At 70.0% G+C, this 19,351-nt stretch carries 17 protein-coding genes; 9 read left to right on the top strand and 8 right to left on the bottom strand.

Annotation, left to right across the window (positions count from 1 at the left end; all coding sequences use genetic code 11):
- The first annotated feature begins 1 nt into the window (after position 1).
- The 6 genes from ASG48_RS08550 (at position 2) to ASG48_RS08525 (ending at position 6,357) form a co-directional block, all read left to right on the top strand.
- Complete coding sequence (locus ASG48_RS08550) at positions 2-979, top strand: ABC transporter permease (protein ID WP_082529355.1); 978 nt, start codon at positions 2-4, stop codon at positions 977-979.
- Positions 980-1,055: 76 nt separating this feature from the next.
- Entirely contained in the window at positions 1,056-1,988 is a 933-nt protein-coding gene (locus ASG48_RS08545) for a substrate-binding domain-containing protein (protein WP_055848182.1), read from the top strand.
- A 104-nt stretch (positions 1,989-2,092) separates the two neighbouring features.
- Positions 2,093-3,634 (top strand): sugar ABC transporter ATP-binding protein, encoded by a 1,542-nt coding sequence (locus tag ASG48_RS08540; RefSeq protein WP_082529354.1) that lies wholly within the window; start codon positions 2,093-2,095, stop codon positions 3,632-3,634.
- A gap of 49 nt (positions 3,635-3,683) precedes the next feature.
- Positions 3,684-4,448, top strand: a complete 765-nt coding sequence (locus ASG48_RS08535) for an SDR family oxidoreductase (protein ID WP_055848180.1) — start codon at positions 3,684-3,686, stop codon at positions 4,446-4,448.
- A gap of 125 nt (positions 4,449-4,573) precedes the next feature.
- Positions 4,574-5,536: a PfkB family carbohydrate kinase gene (locus ASG48_RS08530; RefSeq protein ID WP_055848177.1), complete on the top strand. Its 963-nt coding sequence runs from the start codon at positions 4,574-4,576 to the stop codon at positions 5,534-5,536.
- Entirely contained in the window at positions 5,533-6,357 is an 825-nt protein-coding gene (locus ASG48_RS08525; RefSeq protein ID WP_055848174.1) for an inositol monophosphatase, read from the top strand. The genes ASG48_RS08530 and ASG48_RS08525 overlap by 4 nt, the downstream gene beginning before the upstream one ends.
- A 40-nt stretch (positions 6,358-6,397) precedes the next feature.
- Here the strand turns inward: ASG48_RS08525 and ASG48_RS08520 are convergent, their stop codons facing one another.
- The 7 genes from ASG48_RS08520 to ASG48_RS08490 all read right to left on the bottom strand — a co-directional run bounded on the left by ASG48_RS08520 (position 6,398) and on the right by ASG48_RS08490 (position 13,684).
- Positions 6,398-7,783, bottom strand: coding sequence for an FGGY-family carbohydrate kinase (locus tag ASG48_RS08520; protein WP_055848171.1), 1,386 nt, complete (start codon positions 7,781-7,783; stop codon positions 6,398-6,400).
- Positions 7,780-8,094 carry an L-rhamnose mutarotase gene (locus ASG48_RS08515; RefSeq protein WP_055849591.1) on the bottom strand — a complete coding sequence of 105 codons (315 nt, stop codon included), beginning with the start codon at positions 8,092-8,094 and terminating at the stop codon, positions 7,780-7,782. The genes ASG48_RS08520 and ASG48_RS08515 overlap by 4 nt, the downstream gene beginning before the upstream one ends.
- A gap of 8 nt (positions 8,095-8,102) precedes the next feature.
- Positions 8,103-9,146: an ABC transporter permease gene (locus ASG48_RS08510; RefSeq protein ID WP_055848168.1), complete on the bottom strand. Its 1,044-nt coding sequence runs from the start codon at positions 9,144-9,146 to the stop codon at positions 8,103-8,105.
- A complete protein-coding gene (locus tag ASG48_RS08505; protein ID WP_055848165.1) occupies positions 9,143-10,132 on the bottom strand; it encodes an ABC transporter permease in 990 nt (329 codons plus the stop codon). Before ASG48_RS08505 ends, ASG48_RS08510 begins: the two co-directional genes overlap by 4 nt.
- Entirely contained in the window at positions 10,129-11,655 is a 1,527-nt protein-coding gene (locus ASG48_RS08500; RefSeq protein ID WP_055848163.1) for a sugar ABC transporter ATP-binding protein, read from the bottom strand. Before ASG48_RS08500 ends, ASG48_RS08505 begins: the two co-directional genes overlap by 4 nt.
- Positions 11,656-11,815: 160 nt before the next feature.
- On the bottom strand, positions 11,816-12,814 hold the full coding sequence (rhaS, locus tag ASG48_RS08495) for a rhamnose ABC transporter substrate-binding protein (RefSeq protein ID WP_055848160.1): 999 nt from the start codon (positions 12,812-12,814) through the stop codon (positions 11,816-11,818).
- 57 nt (positions 12,815-12,871) lie between these two features.
- Positions 12,872-13,684 (bottom strand): DeoR/GlpR family DNA-binding transcription regulator, encoded by an 813-nt coding sequence (locus ASG48_RS08490; RefSeq protein WP_055848158.1) that lies wholly within the window; start codon positions 13,682-13,684, stop codon positions 12,872-12,874.
- 194 nt (positions 13,685-13,878) lie between these two features.
- Here ASG48_RS08490 and ASG48_RS08485 point away from each other — a divergent pair, with 194 nt between their 5' ends.
- Positions 13,879-15,981 carry a bifunctional rhamnulose-1-phosphate aldolase/short-chain dehydrogenase gene (locus ASG48_RS08485; protein WP_055848155.1) on the top strand — a complete coding sequence of 701 codons (2,103 nt, stop codon included), beginning with the start codon at positions 13,879-13,881 and terminating at the stop codon, positions 15,979-15,981.
- A gap of 173 nt (positions 15,982-16,154) precedes the next feature.
- Positions 16,155-17,450: an L-rhamnose catabolism isomerase gene (gene rhaI, locus ASG48_RS08480; protein ID WP_055848153.1), complete on the top strand. Its 1,296-nt coding sequence runs from the start codon at positions 16,155-16,157 to the stop codon at positions 17,448-17,450.
- 34 nt (positions 17,451-17,484) lie between these two features.
- Here the strand turns inward: rhaI and ASG48_RS08475 are convergent, their stop codons facing one another.
- A complete protein-coding gene (locus ASG48_RS08475) occupies positions 17,485-18,732 on the bottom strand; it encodes a D-amino acid dehydrogenase (RefSeq protein WP_055848150.1) in 1,248 nt (415 codons plus the stop codon).
- A gap of 163 nt (positions 18,733-18,895) precedes the next feature.
- Here ASG48_RS08475 and ASG48_RS08470 point away from each other — a divergent pair, with 163 nt between their 5' ends.
- Positions 18,896-19,351, top strand: a complete 456-nt coding sequence (locus ASG48_RS08470) for an Lrp/AsnC family transcriptional regulator (protein ID WP_055849589.1) — start codon at positions 18,896-18,898, stop codon at positions 19,349-19,351.

Here is a 19,351-nt window from a genome sequence, read left to right as displayed (position 1 = left end):
CATGACGACGACGACGCAGACGCCCGCGCAGCGGCGATCCTTCAAGTTCGATATCGGCGGCGGCGTGGCCGGGCCGCTGATCGGCCTCGTCCTCCTGTGCGTCGGCTTCGCGCTCGCCTCCGAGTATTTCCTCTCGGTGCGCAACGCGCTCAACATTCTCGACCAGGTCACGGTCCTCGGCATTCTGGCGATCGGCATGACGATGGTCATCGTCATCGGCGGCATCGACCTGTCGGTCGGCTCGGTCCTGGCGCTGTCGATGATGATGACGGGCTGGCTCGCCAAGACCGCCGGCCTGCCGCTGCCGGCCGCGATGATCCTCGGCGTCGCCACGGGGGCGGCCTGCGGCCTCGTCTCGGGCCTCCTGATCACCTATGCGCGTCTGCCGGCCTTCATCGCCACGCTCGCCGTCATGTCGGTGGCGCGCGGCCTTGCCAACATTCTGACCGACGGACGCCAGATCGTCGGCTATCCCGACTGGTTCACCAACCTCGCCACGATCCGCCATCTCGGCTTCTTCTCGGTGACGGTGACGCTCTTCATCGCCCTCATGATCGTGGCGGGCGTGTTTCTCCGATACCGCGCGACGGGCCGCAATCTCTTCGCCATCGGCGGCAATCCGGAGGTCGCCCGTCTCGCCGGCATCGACGTGCGCCGCTACACGCTCGCCACCTATTCGGCCGCCGGGGCGCTTGCGGGCGTCGCCGCCGTGGTGCTGGCCGCCCGCCTCAACTCCTCGCAGCCGAGCGCCGGTCTCGGCATCGAGCTCGACACGATCGCGGCCGTCGTCATCGGCGGAGCGAGCCTTGCCGGCGGCGTCGGCTCGATCGCCGGTACGCTGATCGGCGTCCTCATCATCGGCGTGCTGCGCAACGGGCTCAACCTCGTCGGCGTCTCGCCCTTCTTCCAGATGGTGGTGATCGGTTCGGTCATCGCGCTCGCCGTCGCCTTCGACACGCTGGGCCGCCATCGGAAATAGCCAAGGGTTCCGCGAGGCTGCGGAGGCAGCCCGCGAAGCGTCCAACCACCATCATCCGAGCAACGGGAGGAACCAAATGCTCAAGTCCCTGACCACCCTCACAATCGGCCTCGCCGTCTCCGCGGCCCTCTTCACCGGCGCCGCCTCGGCGCAGGAGAAGAAGACGATCGGTCTTGCCGTCGCCAACCTGCAGGCCGACTTCTTCAACCAGATCAAGCAGTCCGTCGAGAAGGACGCGGCCGCCAAGGGCATCGAGGTCATCACGGTCGACGCGGCCGGCGACAGCGCCACCCAGGTCAGCCAGATCCAGGATCTCATCACCCGCAACGTCGACGCGATCATCTACATTCCGGCCGGCGCGACCGCCGCGAGCGTGCCCGTGCAGGCCGCCAAGGCCGCCAAGATCCCGGTCGTCGCCGTCGACCGCAACCCGCCGGACGCGCCGGCCGACACGTTCATCGCAACCGACAGCGTCGCGGCGGCCGAGGAACTCGGCAACTTCGTCTGCAAGACGACCGGCGGCAAGGGCAAGCTCGCCGAGATCCAGGGCCAGATCGGCACGACGCCCCAGATCGACCGCGACGAGGGCTTCGCCAAGGCGATGAAGAACTGCCCGGGCATCACGGAAGTCGCCAAGCAGGCCTCCAACCAGTGGGCGCAGGACGAGGGCTTCAACATCGCCCAGGCGATGATCCAGCGTGATCCGGAGATCTCGATCTTCTGGGGCCAGGCCGACGCGCTGGCCCTCGGCGCCGCGCAGGCCGCCAAGGTCGGCAACCTGACCGACGTCGTCGTCGTCGGCTTCGACGGCGACGTGGCGGGCCTCGAGGCGGTGAAGTCGGGCACGCTCACGGCGACCATGACGCAGCAGACCCAGCTGATGGGCCGTCTGGCGCTCGAGTCCGCCATGAAGCTCGCGGCCGGCGAAAGCGTTCCCGCGCTCCAGCTGCAGCCGGCGACGCTGACCACGAAGGACAATGTCGAGCCTTTCCTGACCGAGCATCCCTGACCCGCAGCGACCGCGCGCGTCCCGCGCGCGGTCGCGCCCCGGACCGGCGAGACCTCCCAAGGCGCCGGTCCGGTTCCCTTCGCGCCGCGACGACGAGGATCGCCATGTCCGCACACGCCGAAGCCGCCGGCCGCCGCCCGGCGACGATCCCCGAGGCGACCGCCTCCGGCACCGCCGGCCTGTCCCTTCGCGCCATCTCCAAATCCTACGGGCCGAACCTCGTGCTCGACGGGATCGACCTCGACATCCGGCCGGGCGAATGTCTCGCCTTTCTCGGCGAGAACGGGGCCGGCAAGTCGACGCTCTCCTCCATCATCGCCGGCGTGGTGAAGCCGTCCGGCGGCACGATGCGCTGGATGGGCGAGGACTACGCGCCGCGCTCGCCCTCCGAGGCGCTGTCGCGCGGCATCGGTCTGATCCATCAGGAGATGCGCCTCCTGCCCGAACTCTCGATCGCCGAGAACGTCTTCGTCGGCCGCCTGCCGATGCGCGGCGGCAAGGTCGACCGCGCCGAGATGAACCGGCGCGCGGAAGTGCAGCTGCGCCGCCTCGGCCTCGCCGTGCCCGCGACCGCCAAGGTCGGCTCGCTCAAGGTCGCCGCCCAGCAGCAGGTCGAGATCGCCAAGGCGCTGACGCTGGACGCGCGCCTCATCATCTTCGACGAGCCGACGGCGGCTCTCGGCGGCGAGGAGACCGACCGCCTGTTCGAGCAGATCCACCGCCTGAAGGCGGAGGGCGTCTCCTCCATCTATATCTCGCACCGGCTGGAGGAGATCGCCCGCATCGCCGACCGGATCGCGGTCCTGCGCGACGGGCGGCTCGTGGCGGTGCACGAGACGGCGGACACGCCGGTGCGCCAGCTCGTCGAGGAGATGGTCGGGCGCTCCGTCGATCGGCTCTTTCCCGAGCTGTCCGCGCCGCAGGCGCGCGAAGTGCTCAGCGTCTCCAATCTGACCGGCGCCAAAGGTGCCTTCCGCGACATCGGATTCTCCGTCCAAGCGGGCGAAATCCTCGGGATCGCCGGCATCATCGGGGCCGGACGCACGGAGCTCGTGCGCGCCATCGTCGGCGCCGATCCGCTGGAGGGCGGCGAAGTGCGGCTGGAGGGGCAGGTGCTGGCCCTCGACCGGCCGCGCGCGGCCCTCGATGCCGGTATCGTGCTCGTGCCGGAGGATCGCAAGTCGCAAGGACTGCTGCTCGAGCAGACGATCGAGGAGAATATCGCCGTCGGGAATTTCGACCTGATGGACAGACGCGGCTGGGTCTGGCCGAGCCGCACCAGGGCCCTGGCGCAGAAGGCCATCGGCTCCATGGGCGTGAAGGGACGGCCCGAGCAGCTGGCCGGCCGCCTGTCCGGTGGCAACCAGCAGAAGGTGGTGATCGCCAAATGGCTGGCGCGCTCGCCCAAGCTCTTCATCATGGACGAGCCGACGCGCGGCGTCGACGTCGGCGCGCGGGCGCAGATCTACGAGGCGATCGTGGCGCTCGCGCGCTCCGGCATGGCGGTGATCGTCGTCTCCTCCGACCTTGAGGAGGTCATCGGTCTCTCCCACCGCGTCATGGTGCTCTCGCGCGGGCGCAACCGCGGCATCCTCGATCGTTCGCAGGCGACGCATGTCGCCATCATGGAGCGGGCGACCACCTGACGGGTGACGCTCTCGCTGCCAGTCTTTCCCTCCGATGGATTTTCCAGTCATGACCCTGTTCGATCTTTCCGGCGAGATCGCCCTCGTCACCGGCGCCGGCAGCGGCATCGGCCAGGCCATCGCGATCGGCCTGGCGCAGGCCGGGGCCGACGTCGCCTGTCTCGACCGGGCCGGCGGCGCCGGTCTCTCGCAGACGGTCGCCTCGATCGAGGCGGCGGGCCGGCGCGCGGTCGCGTTGGAGGCCGACGTGCGCGAGGCTGTGGAACTGGAAGCGGCCGTCCGGCGCGTGGAGAGCGGGTTCGGTCCCTTGAGCGTGGCGGTCAATGCCGCGGGCATCGCCAACGCCTTTCCCGCCGAGGAAATGAAGGAAGCGGATTGGCGCCATATGCTGGACGTCAACCTCACCGGCCTGTTCCTGTCGGCGCAGGCCGAGGCGCGCGCCATGCTGCCGCGTGGGCGCGGTTCGATCGTCAACATCGCCTCCATGTCGGGGTCGATCGTCAATCGGGGCCTTTTGCAGGCCCATTACAACACGTCCAAGGCCGGCGTGATCCATCTCTCCCGCAGCCTGGCGATGGAATGGGCGGCGCGCGGCATCCGCGTCAACGCCATCAGCCCCGGCTATACGCTGACGCCGATGAACCTGCGGCCGGAAGTCGCCGAGCAGCGCAAGATCTTCGAGGAGACGACGCCGCTCGGCCGCATGGCGAGCGTGGAGGAAATGGTCGGGCCGGCGGTGTTCCTGTCGAGCCGGGCGGCCTCCTTCGTCACCGGCCACGACCTGATCGTGGATGGCGGCTTCGTCTGCTGGTAGGAGGGGCGAGGTCGGGGCGCCGATGACCGTTCGCCGCGACCGGTCATCGCCGTGGAGCATCATGGCGGCTGGGGCGTTGGGGAGGCAGAGTTTCCGCAACCCGACCGTCCAGAGCGCAGGATCCGATGCCGCCATTCGCTTCCCGTTTCGCCCCGCCGCCGGCCGAAGAGGGGGGCGGCATCTGCGTCGTCGCGCCCTGGCCGCTCTTCACCGTCACCATTGAGCGGCACACGAACGGGGCGGACGACACCTATTTCCATGCCGGCGGGCAGGCGGTCTGGGTTGCGCGCATGATCGGCGGGCTCGGCGGCCGGGCGCGCCTCGTCGGTCCGTTCGGCGGCGAGGCCCGCACCGTCCTGGAGGCGCTGGTGGAGGCCGAGGGCATCAGCCTGCGCTCGGTGCCCGTGCGCGGCGCCAATGGCGGCTATGTCGACGACCGGCGGTCGGGCAAGCGCGAGCGCATTGCCACGATCGCGCCCCATTGCCTCGATCGGCACGAGACGGACGATTTCTACAACGCCGTCCTCGCCGAATCGCTGCGCTGCGGCACGGCCGTCATGACGGGGCTCGCCGATGACGACGTCCTGCCGCTCGACTTCTTCTCGCGCCTTGCCACCGACCTCTCGGCCAATGGCGTCAAGCTCGTCGCCGACATCGCCGGCCGCGTGCTCGAGGCGGTCGGGAGCGGCCTGACGATCCTCAAGGTCAGCCACGAGGAGCTGCAGGAGGCGGGCATCGCGAAGAGCGGCGAGCGGGCCGAACTGCTCGCGGCGATGGACCGTCTGCGGAGCAAGGCCGACAATGTCGTCGTCTCCTGCGCGGGCGAGGGCTCGCTCGCGCGGTTCGGCGACCGCCACTTCCACGCCAAGGGCCCCGAAGTGCACGCCCGCGACCACACGGGCGCCGGCGATTCCATGACCGCCGCGCTCGCCATGGCTGTCTCCGCCGGTCTCGACGGGCCGACGGCGCTGCGCCTCGCCACCGCCGCCGGCGCGATGAACGTGACGCGCGCGGGGCGCGGGACCGGCCGGCTGGAGGACATCGAGGTCCTCGCCGAGCATGTCACCGTCACGGAGATCCACGCGTGAGCCTGCCCGATCTCCAAAGCATCGAGGCGCTGGCGGTGGAACTCGCCGAACTGGCGGGCGCCGAGATCGTCGCCGCGCTCGGCCGCAGCCTCGCGGTGCGCTACAAGGCGCTCGGCGAGACCGACGCGGCCCTCTTCCGCGATCCCGTGTCGGAGATCGACCAGAAGGTCGAGCGCGTCATCCGCGAGCGGCTGGCGGAGCGCTTTCCCGCGCACGGCATCGTCGGCGAGGAGAGCGCCCCGCGCGAGGCCAGCGGCTCGGACTTCGTCTGGATCGTCGATCCCGTCGATGGAACGGCCAATTTCGTCAACGGCTACCCGCTCTTCGCCGCCTCGATCGGCGTCGCCTACAAGGGGCGTCCGGTCGTCGGCGCCGTCTGGTGTTCGTCGAGCCACGCGCTGCGGCCCGGCACCTACCACGCCGCCTCCGGCGGCCCCTTACGCTTCGAGCGTCAGGCGATCGAGAGCGTCGACCGCCGCCAGGTGCGCCGGCGCATCGTCGGCCTGCCGCGCCTGCCGGCCGGGCTCGACATCGGCTTCGAGGCCCGCCAGAGCGGCTCGGCCGCCATCGAATGCGCCTTCGTCGCCGCCGGCCTTCTCGCCGGCGCGCGCTTCGAGACGCCGAACACCTGGGACGTCGCCGGCGGGATCCCGCTTCTGGAGGCCAGCGGCGCGCGGATCCTCGCGCGTCCGGCCGAAGGGGCGCCGTGGGCGTCGTTCGCCGGCTTCGGCGAGGCCGGCTCCGGCGATGCGGGCTGGCGGCAGGCGCTCGTCGTCGGAGACAGGGCGACCTGCGAGGCGCTTTCCAAACTCCCGCTCTGAGCGGCGAGCGCCCGGACGGTCCGGCCGCGACGGGCCCCGTTCAGGCGCACCGGGCGCCGACCAGCGCCTCCCATCGCCGCCGATAGTCCTCGACGCGGGTGTCGCGGCGCGCCGGCGGCGGGAGGGTGGCGAGGGACGGCGAGACGTCGGCGCCTCTGGCCAGAAGGGCCGATCCGGCCGTCGTGCCGGTGGCGCTGTCGGAGGCGATGACGGGGCGGCGGGTGAGCGCCGCGAGGCTTTCGACATAGAGCGCGTTGCGGGCGAAGGGGCCTTCGACGACCGTCGGCCCCTTCGCGCCGATCGTGTCGAGCATGCGGAGCGTCATCAGCGCGCAGTAGAGCGTCGCCGCGGCCGTGCGGGCGCCGGGCGAGAGCGCGGCGGGGTCGGCGCTCCAGGCGCCCGAGCCGCCCGGCGCCGGACCGGTGCCGGGCGCGAGGGTCGGCAGGACGAAGGGGCCGTGTTCGAGGACGTCGGCGATCTCTTCGGCCTGCGGGGTGACCGCGTTGCGCTCCGTCAGGAGATCGAACTCCCGCCCGCCCATGAAGCGGGCGGAAGGGACGGGACGGCCGAGCGCGTCGACATTGGCGAGCGTGTCGCGCGCGGGGTCGAGCCCGCGCAGCGTGCCGCCGACGGCAAGGGCGATGATCCAGGTGCCGGTGGAGACGACGGCGAGCGGGGCGGGCCTCGAGAGGAGGTGGGGAAGCAGCGAGGCGTTGCTGTCGTGGATGCCGCAATGGACGGGCACGGCGCGTCCGCCGAGACCGACCGCGAGGGCGATCTCCTCGCGCAAGGGGCCGAGCGCGTCGAAGGCGCTGCGCAGCGGCGGCATCAGCCGGTCCCACCCGCGCCGGCGGGCAAGGCTGGAGGGCGCGCCGCGCTCGGGCGCCCAGAGATCGGTATGGCAGCCGAGCGAGGTCACCTCGCTCGCCGCGACGCCGGTGAGCCGCCAGGCCCAGTATTGCGGGTAAAAGAGGAGGTGGCGGGCGCGCGCGAAGGCGTCCGGAAACCGCTTTTCCAGGTAGAAGAGCTGCGCGCCGACGTTCAACCCGTTCGGCAGGGGCGGCGAGAAGGTCTCGGCGAAGGGCGGGCGCTCGGCCTCGTAGGCCGTCCGGCCGGCTTGCGGCGCCTCGCTCTCGTAGTCGAGGATCGGCAGGACGAGGCCCGCGTCGCCCACGAGCGCGGCGCAGGCGCCGTGCGTGGTGACGCAGATCGCCTCGACCGGATGGCGCGCGGCGCAGTCCATCAGCGCGCCGAGGAGGAAGGCCCAGAGACCCTCGACGTCGAAATGGCGGTAGGGCGGGCCGTCCAGCGGCGTGTTCGGGCGCGTGGCGACGAAGAGGTCGCGGCGGGTGTCGAGATCGTGCAGGGCGAGCTTGGCGTTGGTCTTGCCGATATCGACGACGGCGACGAAGCGCGCCTCGCTCATGGCAGATGGAAGACGGTCTGGAGGGGCACGGCGACCGGCTCGTTGTCGGCCTTCACCGCCATCAGATCGGCCATCATGTCCCACCAGCGGCGCATGACCGGATGGTCCGGCAGCGCCTCCATCCCGTGGTCGAGGGGCCGCCAGAGCGTGGCGAAGAGATGGCCCGTCTCGGCGTCGAGATGGATCGAGTAGTCGCGCACCCCGGCCTCGCGCAGCAGCGTCACGAGTTCGGGCCAGATCGCGTCGTGGCGGGCGCGGTACTGCGTCTCGCAGCCGGGTTTCAGGGTCATGCGGAAGGCGATCTTCTCCAGCGCCGGGCTCATCGCGGTCCCTTCGAGAAGCGCCGCGCGAGGCGCCCGGCGAGCACCGGCAGCGCGATGACGGCGATGAGGAGGAGGCCGATGAAGATCGACATGATGATGCCGGGCACGTTGAGAAGGCCGAGGCCGAAGGTGATGAGGCCCATGACGAAGGCGGCGAGGACGACGCCGAGGATCGAGCCCGATCCGCCGTTGATCGACACGCCGCCGAGGACGACCATCGTGACGATCTCCAGCTCCCAGCCGAGCGCGATGGAGGGACGGGTGGAACCGAGCCGGCTCGTCAGCATCACCGAGGCGAGGCCCGCGGCAAGGCCCGTGACCACGAAGGCCAGGAATTTCAGCCGCCCGACGGGAAGGCCGGAGAAGCGGGCGGCGAAGGGGTTGTGGCCGACGGCCCGGATGGCGCGCCCGACCACCGTGCGATGCAGGACGATGCCGGCGACGAGAGCGAGGACGAGGAAGGCGGCGAACTCGAAGCTCAGCCATTCCCAGACATAGCCCTGGCCGAAGAACTCGAAGCCCTCGGGATATTGCGTGAAGGCGCCGTCGCCGAGGATGGCGTAGGACAGGCCCCGGAACAGGCTCATCGTGCCGATCGTCGCCACGATCGAGGGCAGGCCGAGGCCGGTGACGAGCGCGCCGTTGACGATGCCGCAGGCAAGGCCCGTGCAAAGCCCGGCGCCCGCGACGAGCGGCAGGCCGGCGCCGCCGGCGGCGAGCAGGCCCATGACCGTCGAGGCCAGCGCGATGATGCCGGCGACCGAGATGTCGATCTCGCCGGACAGGATGACGAAGGCGAGCGCCAGCGCGACGATGGCCTTCTCGGTGAAGTTGAAGGTCGCGTCCGACAGGTTCCAGATGTCGAGGAAATACGGGGAGGCGAGGCTGTTGGCGAGGAAGATCGCGAGAAAAAGCGCCACGAGGAGCGCCTCCCAGCTGCGCAGCGCCTCCGACAGGCGCGAGCGCCCGCGGTCGGCGACGTGGCGGGGGGCGGGGGCGCGGTCCTGGATCTTGGAGAGCGGCGCGTCGGCAAGGCTCATGCCGGGGCTCCGGCATTGGCGTCGATGCGACGCAGGATGACGCGGCCGCGCGTCTTCTCGGCGCGCGTGTTGAGCGTGACGGCGGCCACGATGATCGCGCCGGAGATCGCCATCTGCCAGAAGGGCGAGACGCCGACGACGGGCAGCGCGTTCTTCAGGATGCCGAGGAAGAGGGCGCCCAGCACGGCGCCGGCCACCGAGCCGATGCCGCCGGCGATGGAGATGCCGCCGATGACGCAGGCCGCGATGACGTCGAGCTCGAAGCCGCTGGCGACGTCGACATAGGCGACGGCGAAGCGCGACACCCAGAGATAGCCGCACAGGCCCGCCAGCGCACCCGAGAGGCAGAAGGCGAGGAAGGTGGTGCGTCCGGCGTCGATGCCGGCATAGACGGCGGCGACGGGGTTGCCGCCGGTGGCGTAGAGCGCGCGGCCGAAGCGCGTCCAGCCGAAGGTGACGAAGGCGCCGGCGATGGCGAGGATCGCGATCCAGGCGAGCACCGGCAGGCCGAGGACCTGCGCGCGCGGAAGCGCCAGGAAGCTCTCCGACATCTGGAACGTGTTGACCCAGGCCCCGCCCGACAGGACGAAGGCGAGGCCGCGATAGATCGTGAGCGTGCCGAGCGTGACGACGATCGGCGGCAGCGAGAGCTTCCACACGAGTAGGCCGTTGATCGCCCCGAGGCAGAGCCCCATGCCGAGGCAGAAGAGGACGATGAGGGGAATGGGCAGTCCGGGCATGGCGGCGTTGATCATCGCGGCGGCCATGCCGGTGAAGGCGAGGTTGGCCGCCACCGACAGGTCGATCGAGCGCGTCATGATCACCGCCGCCTGGCCGAGCGCCAGGATGACGAGGATCGACGTGTCGGTGAAGATGGTGGCGAGATTGCGCGCCGTGGCGAAATCCGCGCTGCGCGAGGAGACGAAGAGGACGAGGAGGACGGCGGCGGCGAGAAGCAGGGTCTCGCGGGCCTTCAGGACGCTCATCGCACGCTCTCCGTCCCGGCGGTCTCGACATTGCCGGTCGCCGCGCGCACCAGCACCTCCGGCGACAGGCCCTCGCGGTCGTAGGTGCCGATCTGCCTGCCTTCGCGGAACACGGTGACGCGGTCGCTCATGCCGAGGATCTCGGGAAGCTCGGAGGAGACCATGAGGACGGCGAGCCCCTCGGCGGCGAGTTCCGAGATGAAGGCGTGCACGGCCGCCTTCGAGCCGATGTCGATGCCCTTGGTGGGCTCGTCGAGGATGATGATCTTCGGCCGCGTCGCCAGCCACTTGCCGATGACGACCTTCTGCTGGTTGCCGCCCGACAGCGTGCCGACGGGCTGCGTGAGGGCGGCGGCGCGCAGGTCGAGGCGCCCGGCATAGGCGCGCGCCAGGGCGAATTCCTGCGCGCTCTTCAGGAAGCCGCGGCGCGACACGGCGCCCAGCGAGGCGAGGGTCATGTTCTCGAAGATGGGCATGGCCAGCACGGCGCCGTGGCGTCCGCGCTCCTCGGGCACGTAGACGAGTCCGGCCTCGATCGCCTGTGCGGGGCGGCGGATCGCGACCTCGCGGCCCTCGATGCGCAGGCGCCCGGCCGAGGGGCGCGTCGCGCCGAACAGCGCCTGGCAGAATTCGGAGCGGCCGGCACCCACGAGCCCGTAGAGGCCGAGGATCTCGCCGCGCCGCAGCGTCAGCGAGATCGCGTCGAACTCGCTGGGATGGCAGTAGTTCTCGACCTCGAGGACGACCTCCCCGCGCGCCGCCGCGCGCTTGGGGAAGACGTCGTCGACGGGCCGCCCGACCATCTGGCGCACCAGCGCCGCCTGATCCGTCTCGGCCAGGATGCCCGCGCTCACGCATTTCCCGTCGCGGAAGACGGCATAGTCGTCGGCGATGCGGAAGACCTCGTCGAACTTGTGGCTGATGAAGAGGATCGCCGTGCCCTTGGCCTTCAGGCGCTCGACGATGACGAAGAGCTCCTGCGTCTCCTTCTGGGAGAGGGCGGCGGTCGGCTCGTCCATGATGACGACGCGGGCGTTGATGGAGAGGGCGCGGGCGACGGCGACCAGATGGCGCTGGCCGATCGACAGGTCCTTCAGGCGCGTGCGCGGTCCGAAGGGTGCGTCGAGCGAATGGAGGATGGCGCTGGCGCGCGCGTTCACGGCCTTCCAGTCGACGAGACCGAGGCGGGTTCGCGGCGTGTGACCGAGATAGATGTTCTCGGCGACGGAGAGCTCGTCGAAGAGAACCGTCTCCTGGTGGATGGCGGTGATGCCGGCGGCTTCCGCCGCGGCCGAGCTCTCGAAACGCGCCGGCTCGCCCTCGATCAGGATTTCCCCGCCGTCGGGCCGGTAGAGGCCGGTCATCGTCTTCACCAGCGTCGACTTGCCCGCGCCGTTCTCGCCGATCAGCGCGGTGACGCGGCCCGGACGCAGCACGAGATCGACGTCCGACAGCGCGCGCACGCCGGGAAAGACCTTGGTGATCGCGCGCATCTGGAGAATGGGAGGGGGCAGGTCGGACATGGCGATGTCTCGTTCCGGATGGCGCTCGACGGGCGCGGCGGGGCCGCTTCGCGCAAGGCCTGCGCGCAGACGGCGCGGGGGTCCCGTGCGGCCCCCCGCGTCCCGTCGCATCGCCCGTCTCCCGGTGAAGGGGAGACGGACGATGCGCCGACGGTCGCGATCAGAAGATCTTGGCGAACTCGTCGATATTGGAGGCGTCGTAGGTGAAGGGCACGGACATGGCGGCCTCGGCGCCTTCGCCGATCTCGATCTCGCCCATGCGGCCGGCCTTGAGCCTCTGGCCCGCCTCCACCTTGTCGAGATCCTCCTTGACGAGGTCGTTGGCGAGCATGGCGGCGGAATAGCCGAGGTCGATCGGATTCCAGATGGCGAAGCTCTTCGAGGCGCCGGACTTGATCGCGCCGGCCATCTCGGAGGGCAGGCCGAGGCCGGTGACGAAGACCTCGCCGATCTTGCCGGCGTCCTTGACGGCCTGCGCGGCGGCCACGATGCCGACCGAGGTCGGGGCGACGATGACCTTGACGTCCGGGTGGCTCTTCAGGAGCGCCTGCGTCTCGCGGTAGCTCTTGTCGGAGAGGTCGTCGCCGTAGACGGTGGTCACGAGTTCGAGGCCGGGGAATTTCGGCATCGCCTTCTTCATCTCCTCGATCCAGATGTTCTGGTTGGTCGAGGTGGCCGTGGCCGAGAGGATGGCGATCTTGCCCTTGCCCTCGGGCAGGACGTCGGCGGCGAGCTTCAGGCAGGTCTCGCCGATGAGGGCGTTGGACGAGGGATTGAGCTGCAGGATGCGGCCTTCGGGCGAGACGCCGGAATCGAAGGAGATCACCTTGATGCCGCGCTGCATCGCCTTCTTGAGCACCGGCACGACGGCGTCGGGATCGTTGGCGGAGATGGCGATGGCGTCGACCTTCTGGGAGATCAGCGAGTTGAGCACCTCGATCTGGCCCTCGGCCGTCGTCGTCGTGGGCCCGGTATAGATGATCTCGACGCCGCCGAGTTCCTTGGCCGCTTCCTGCGCGCCCTTGTTGGCGGCGTCGAAGAAGCCGTTGCCGAGCGACTTGACGACGAGGGCGATGCGCGTGTCGGCGGCCTGGGCCACCGAGGCCATGAGCCCGGCCGCGAGAACGGCGAGCGCCAGGCTCTTCCTGAACTGTGTCATGCGTGTATCCTCCCGATACGTGTGAATTCCCGGCCGTCGCGCGGCCGCCCTCTTCCCTCAGGCGGCGCTCGCAACCTCCTCCTCGGACAGCCGCGTGCCGTCCGCGACGACGAGCCGGACCCCCGCCGCCTCGATCATCTGCGCCGCCCCGTCCTCGATGCCGTCGTCGGTCACGATCGTCGTCACGCGCGACAGCGGGGCGACGATCATCGAGGAGCGCATGCGGAATTTCGAAGAGTCGGCGAGCACGACGAGTTCGTCCGCCTGGCGCATCAGGCGCTGCTCGGACTGGACGATCAGCGGATCGGCCTCGGCGATGCCGAGCGAGGAGATCGCCCGGCAGCCCATGAACATCCTCTGCGCGGCGAAATGGGCGATGCCGTCCGCCTCGAACGGGCTGATGATGAGGCCCTGCTCGCGATAGATGGCTCCGGCCGGCACCAGGACGGTGCAGTTGGAATGTTTCACCAGATGCTCGGCGATCTGGAAGGAGTTGGTCATCACCTGCAGGCGCAGCGTGGTGAGATGATGCACCATCTGGAACGTCGTCGTGCCGCCGTTGACGATGACGGAGTCGTTCTCGCCGCACAGCTCCACCGCGGCCCGCGCGATCAGGCGCTTCTCGCGCCGGTGCAGCGTCTCGCTGGCGACGAGCGACGGCGCGCCGATCTGGCCGTAGGGCGAGGGGAGGCTGGTCGCCTCGGCGCCGCCGCGCACCCGGCGCAGCTGCTTCTGCCCGGCGAGCGCCGAGATGTCGCGCCGGATCGTCGCCTCGGAGGCGCCCGTCAGCTCGGCCAGCTCGCCGACGCCGGCGACCTGGCGGCTCTGCACGGCGCTCAGGATGATCCGATGGCGTTCCAGTTCGTGCATCCGTGTTCTCCCCGAAGCGGACAATCCCGCAGCCATGGCGCGGTGTCAATCATGTTCGATCAAAACTGTTCACTGCAGCGCAGCATAATCGCAATGGTGATCGATAATGTTGACATCTGATCGGAAACGATGGGAATAGACCGGCGGGAGGGCGCTTGCAGGCAGGGCTCGCGGCGCCATCGGAGGAGAGACCCATGTCCGACGTAAAAGACGCCACCCGGCTGCAGAACCTTTGGGACGGCGCCAAGGCCGCGACGCTCGACGAGCCCGGCAAGCTCGTCTACCGCTCGAACCTTCTCGGCTCCGACAAGCGCATCACCAATTACGGCGGCGGCAACACCTCGGCCAAGGTGGTGGAGCGCGATCCGCTGACCGGCGAGGACCTCGAGGTCCTGTGGGTGAAGGGCTCGGGCGGGGATGTCGGCTCGATCCGGCTCGACGGGTTCGCCACGCTCTACCAGGACAAGCTCGACAAGCTGCGCGACCTCTATCGCGGGCCCGAGCACGAGGACGAGATGGTGGGCTACCTTCCCCACTGCACCTTCGCCCTCAACCCGCGCGCGGCCTCGATCGACACGCCGCTGCACGCCTACCTGCCCTATGCCCATGTCGACCACATGCATCCCGACGCCGTCATCGCCATCGCCGCGACGCGCAACGGGCGCGAGATCACCCGGCAGGTCTACGGCGACGAGATCGGCTGGCTGGACTGGCGGCGTCCGGGCTTCGAGCTCGGTCTGGAACTGTCGCGCTTCGCGGCCGAGAACCCGAACGCCAGGGGCGTCGTGCTCGGAAGCCACGGCCTGTTCACCTGGGGCGACACGGCGGAGGCGTGCTACGCAACGACGCTGCGCATCATCAACCGCGCCATCGAGTGGTTCGAGGGGGCGCTCTCGGGCAAGCCGGCCTTCGGCGGGGCCGCGGTCGAGGCGCTGCCCGCCCAGACCCGCCGCGAGATCGCGGCGCGGCTGATGCCGGCCATCCGCGGCCGCATCGGCCTGGACGAGGCCAAGATCGGCCATTTCGACGACAGCGCCGCCGTCCTGGAATTCGTCGGCTCCCGGGCCCTGCGCCCGCTCGCCGCCCTCGGCACGTCCTGCCCCGACCATTTCCTGCGCACCAAGATCCGGCCCCTGGTCCTCGACTTCGATCCCGCCGCGCCCGACGTCGACGCGCTGCTCGGCAGTCTCGACGCCGCGATCTCGGCCTATCGCGAGGACTACGCGCGCTATTACGAGCGCTGCCGCCATGAGGATTCGCCGTCCATGCGCGATCCGAACGCGGTGATCTATCTCGTGCCCGGCGTCGGCATGCTGTCCTTCGCCAAGGACAAGGCGACGGCGCGCATCGCGGGCGAGTTCTACGTCAACGCCATCAACGTCATGCGCGGCGCCTCGGGCGTCGACACCTACGAGGGCCTGCCCGAGCAGGAGGCGTTCGACATCGAGTACTGGCTGCTCGAGGAGGCGAAGCTGCAGCGCATGCCGAAGGCCAGGCCGCTCGCCGGGCGCATCGCGCTCGTCACCGGCGGGGCCGGCGGCATCGGGCGCGCCAGCGCCGCGCGCCTTCTCGCGGACGGCGCCTGCGTGGTGCTCGCCGATATCGACGAGGCGGCCCTGGAGCGCACGAAGGGCGAGTTTGCGGCGAGCTTCGGAGCTGACCAGGTGCGCACGCAGCGCATGGACGTGACGTCCGAGGCCGAGGTCGCCGAGAGCTTCCGCGCCGCGTCGGTCGCCTTCGGCGGGCTCGACATCCTCGTCTCCAACGCCGGCATCGCCTCGGCCGCCCCCATCGAGGAGACGACGCTCGAGGTCTGGGACCGCAACGTCTCGATCCTGGCGACGGGCTACTTCCTCGTCTCGCGCGAGGCGTTCCGGCTGTTCCGGCACCAGAATCTCGGCGGCTCGGTGATCTTCATCGCCTCCAAGAACGGCCTCGCCGCGTCCGCCGGCGCCTCGGCCTACTGCACGGCCAAGGCCGCGGAGATCCATCTCGCCCGTTGCCTCGCGCTCGAAGGGGCGGAGGCGGGCATCCGCGTCAACACGGTCAATCCCGACGCGGTGCTGCGCGGCTCGACGATCTGGAACGGCGAATGGCGCCAGCAGCGCGCCGCCTCCTCCAAGATCGACCTCGACCAGCTGGAGGAGCACTACCGCAACCGCTCGCTCCTCAAGCGCTCCGTCTTCCCCGAGGACATCGCCGAGGCCGTGCATTTCTTCGCCTCCGACCGCTCGGCGAAGTCGACCGGCAACATCGTCAATGTCGATGCCGGCAATGCGATGAGCTTCACGCGCTAGGCGTGCGCGAGGCGGCTGCCTTCTCTCCCGTGCGGGGGAGAAGGTCGCGCGGCGGGACGAGGGGAGGCCCGCCACGACGGCGGCAAGCCCCTCATGCGCCCGCTCCGCATCCACCTTCTCCCCGCGAGGGAGAAGAAGGGCGACCATTCGGCGCCGTTCCAGGGAGGATTTCCATGACCACGCCCATCGACGCGAGCGTCATCGCCGAACACAACGCGCCGCGCGAGGCCGACCTTGCCGCCGACTACGAGGCGCTCGGGGAGCGGCTGTCGCGGCGCGGCGTCGACATCGCCGCGATCACCGACGCGGTCGCCGCCTTCTTCGTCGCCGTCCCCTCCTGGGGCACGGGCACCGGCGGCACGCGCTTTGCCCGCTTTCCCGGACCCGGCGAGCCGCGCGGCATCTTCGAGAAGCTCGACGACTGCGCCGTCATCAACGCCTTCGGGCGCGCCACGCCCGGCGTCTCGCTGCACATCCCCTGGGACAAGGCGGATCCGGCCGAGTTGAAGGCCCATTCGCAAGCGCTGGGGCTGCATTTCGACGCGATGAACTCCAACACGTTCCAGGACCATCCGGACGACCCGCGCCAGCCGCTCTCCTACAAGTTCGGCTCGCTGAGCCATGCCGACGCCGCCGTGCGCGCGCAGGCCGTCGCCCACAATCTCGAGACGATCGAGATCGGCACCGCCATCGGCTCCAAGGCGATCACCGTCTGGATCGGAGACGGCGCGAACTTCGCCGGGCAGAGCGACCTCTCCCGCAGCTTCGAGCGCTATCTCGGCTCGATGAAGGAGATCGTCGCGGCGCTGCCGGAGGACTGGCGCATCTTCTCCGAGCACAAGATGTACGAGCCGGCCTTCTACTCGACCGTCGTCTCCGACTGGGGCACGAGCTACATGGTGGCGCAGGAACTCGGGGCGAAGGCCTTCTGCCTCGTCGATCTCGGCCACCACGCGCCCAACGTGAACATCGAGCAGATCGTGGCGCGCCTCGTGCGGGCGCGCAAGCTCGGCGGCTTCCACTTCAACGATTCCCGATATGGCGACGACGATCTCGACGCCGGCTCCATCGATCCGTTCCGCCTGTTCCTGATCTTCAATGAACTGGTCGGCGCGGGCGAGGCGCTGGAGCGGCTGCATCCGGCGCATATGATCGACCAGTCGCACAACGTGACCGACCCGATCGAGAGCCTCATCCGCTCGGCGAGCGAGATCCGGCGGGCCTTCGCGCAGGCCCTCCTCGTCGACCGCGCCGCCCTGGAGGCGCATCAGGAGGCGAGCGACGCGATGATGGCCTCGGAGACGCTGAAGGCGGCCTTCCGCACCGACGTCGAGCCCATTCTCGCCGAGGCCCGCCGCCGCGCCGGCGGCGCCATCGACCCGATCGCCGCCTATCGCGCCAGCGGCTATCGCCGCAAGGTGGCCGAGACGCGTCCCGCCGTGGCGGGTTCGGGCGGCGGCATCGTGTGAGCGCCGCTCCCTTCCGCGGCGCGATCGCGACGGGTCAGTAGCGCGCGATCGAGAGGTCGCGGGCGTCGATCTCGGGCGCCCTGCCGCCGACGAGATCGGCGAGGAGCCGCCCCGAGCCGCAGGACATGGTCCAGCCGAGCGTGCCGTGGCCGGTGTTGAGGAAGAGGCCCTTGACCTTCGTCGCGCCGATCACCGGCGTGCCGTCCGGCGTCATCGGGCGAAGGCCCGACCAGAAGCTCGACTTCGACAGGTCGCCGCCGGGGAAGAGGTCGGTGACCGAATGCTCCAGCGTGCGGCGCCGGGCGGGGACGAGGTCGTTGGTGAAGCCGGAGATCTCGGCCATGCCGCCGACGCGGATGCGATCGCCGAGGCGGGTGATGGCGATCTTGTAGCTCTCGTCCATCACGGTCGATTCGGGGGCGAGCTCCGGGTTCCGTATCGGGATCGTCAGCGAATAGCCCTTCACCGGATAGACCGGCAGCGACAGGCCGTGCGGGGCCACCAGGGCCGGCGAATGGGAGCCGAGCGCCACCACCACCGCCTCGGCCGGGACGACACCGGCATCGGTCTCGACGCCCGTTATCCGGCCGGCATCGACGATCAGGCGCCGGATCGTGCGCCCGTAATCGAAGGAGACGCCCCTTTCGGCGCAGAGACGCGCGAGCGCGTTGGTGAACTTGAAGCAGTCGCCGGTCTCGTCGTTCGGCGTCAGGAGGCCGCCGACGATGCGGTTGTGGGCGCGCGCCAGCGCCGGCTCGGCGCGGACGCAGCCGGACGGGTCGAGGATCTCGTAGGCGATGCCGTCCTCGGCCAGCGCCTTGACGTCCTTGGCGGACGCGTCGAGCTGGGCCTGCGTGCGGAAGAGCTGCAGCGTGCCCTTCATGCGCTGGTCGTACTCCACGCCCGTCTCGGCGCGAAGCTCGGCAAGGCAGGTGCGGCTGTAGTCGGAGAGGCGCAGCATGCGGCTCTTGTTCAGCGCGTAGCGCTCGGCGGTGCAGTTGCGCAGCATCCGCACCATCCACGAGATCATCGCGAGATCGGGCTTGGGGCGCAGGATCAGCGGCGCGTGCTCCATCAGGAGCCACTTGATCGCCTTCTTCGGAATGCCGGGCGCGGCCCAGGGCGAGCAGTAGCCGAACGAGACCTCGCCGGCATTGGCGAAGCTCGTCTCCAGCGCCGGGCCGGGCTGCCGGTCGATCACCGTGACCTCGTGGCCGGCGCGCATCAGATACCAGGCGGAGGTGACGCCGATGACGCCGGCGCCCAGGACCACGACCTTCATGACGATTGCTCCCGGCAGGCGCCGCCCTCCGTCGGGCGACGTTCGACGCGTTCGAACGGACGGTTCAGTATGGCGCAACGATCGGCGCATGTTCGCCGCCTTCGCCGCATGCTATGCGAAATTGAGCGCCATGGCCGCATCTTCCACGAGAGAACGCAACGTCATGCAGATCCTCGATGCCATCGACCGGCGCATCCTCCAGGCGCTGCGCCGGGACGGGCGGATCACCAATGTCGCGCTCGCCGCCGAAGTCGGGCTCTCCCCGTCGGCCTGCCTTCGCCGCGTCCAGCTTCTGGAGGAAAGCGGCACGATCCGCGGCTACACGGCGATCGTCGCCGGGCCGGGCGGGCAGGAGGGCCATGTCGTCATCGTGCGCATCAGCCTCGAACGCCAGACGGAGGACGTCCTCAACCGGTTCGAGGCGGAGGTGCGACGCCATCCCGAGATCCGCGAATGCTACCTGATGACGGGCGAGGAGGACTATCTTCTGCGCGTGCGGGCCGAAGGGGCGGGCGACTACGAGCGTCTGCACAAGGAGGTGCTGTCGCGCCTTCCCGGCGTCCAGCGCATCAATTCGAGCTTCGCCATCCGCAGCGTCCTGCAGGGCGCCGAGCGCTGA

The organism is Aurantimonas sp. Leaf443 (assembly GCF_001425575.1).
In the GTDB taxonomy this organism is placed as follows: Bacteria; Pseudomonadota; Alphaproteobacteria; order Rhizobiales; family Rhizobiaceae; genus Leaf443.
Note: the sequence above shows the minus strand (reverse complement) of the source record. Positions and strands in the feature narration are given on the sequence as shown.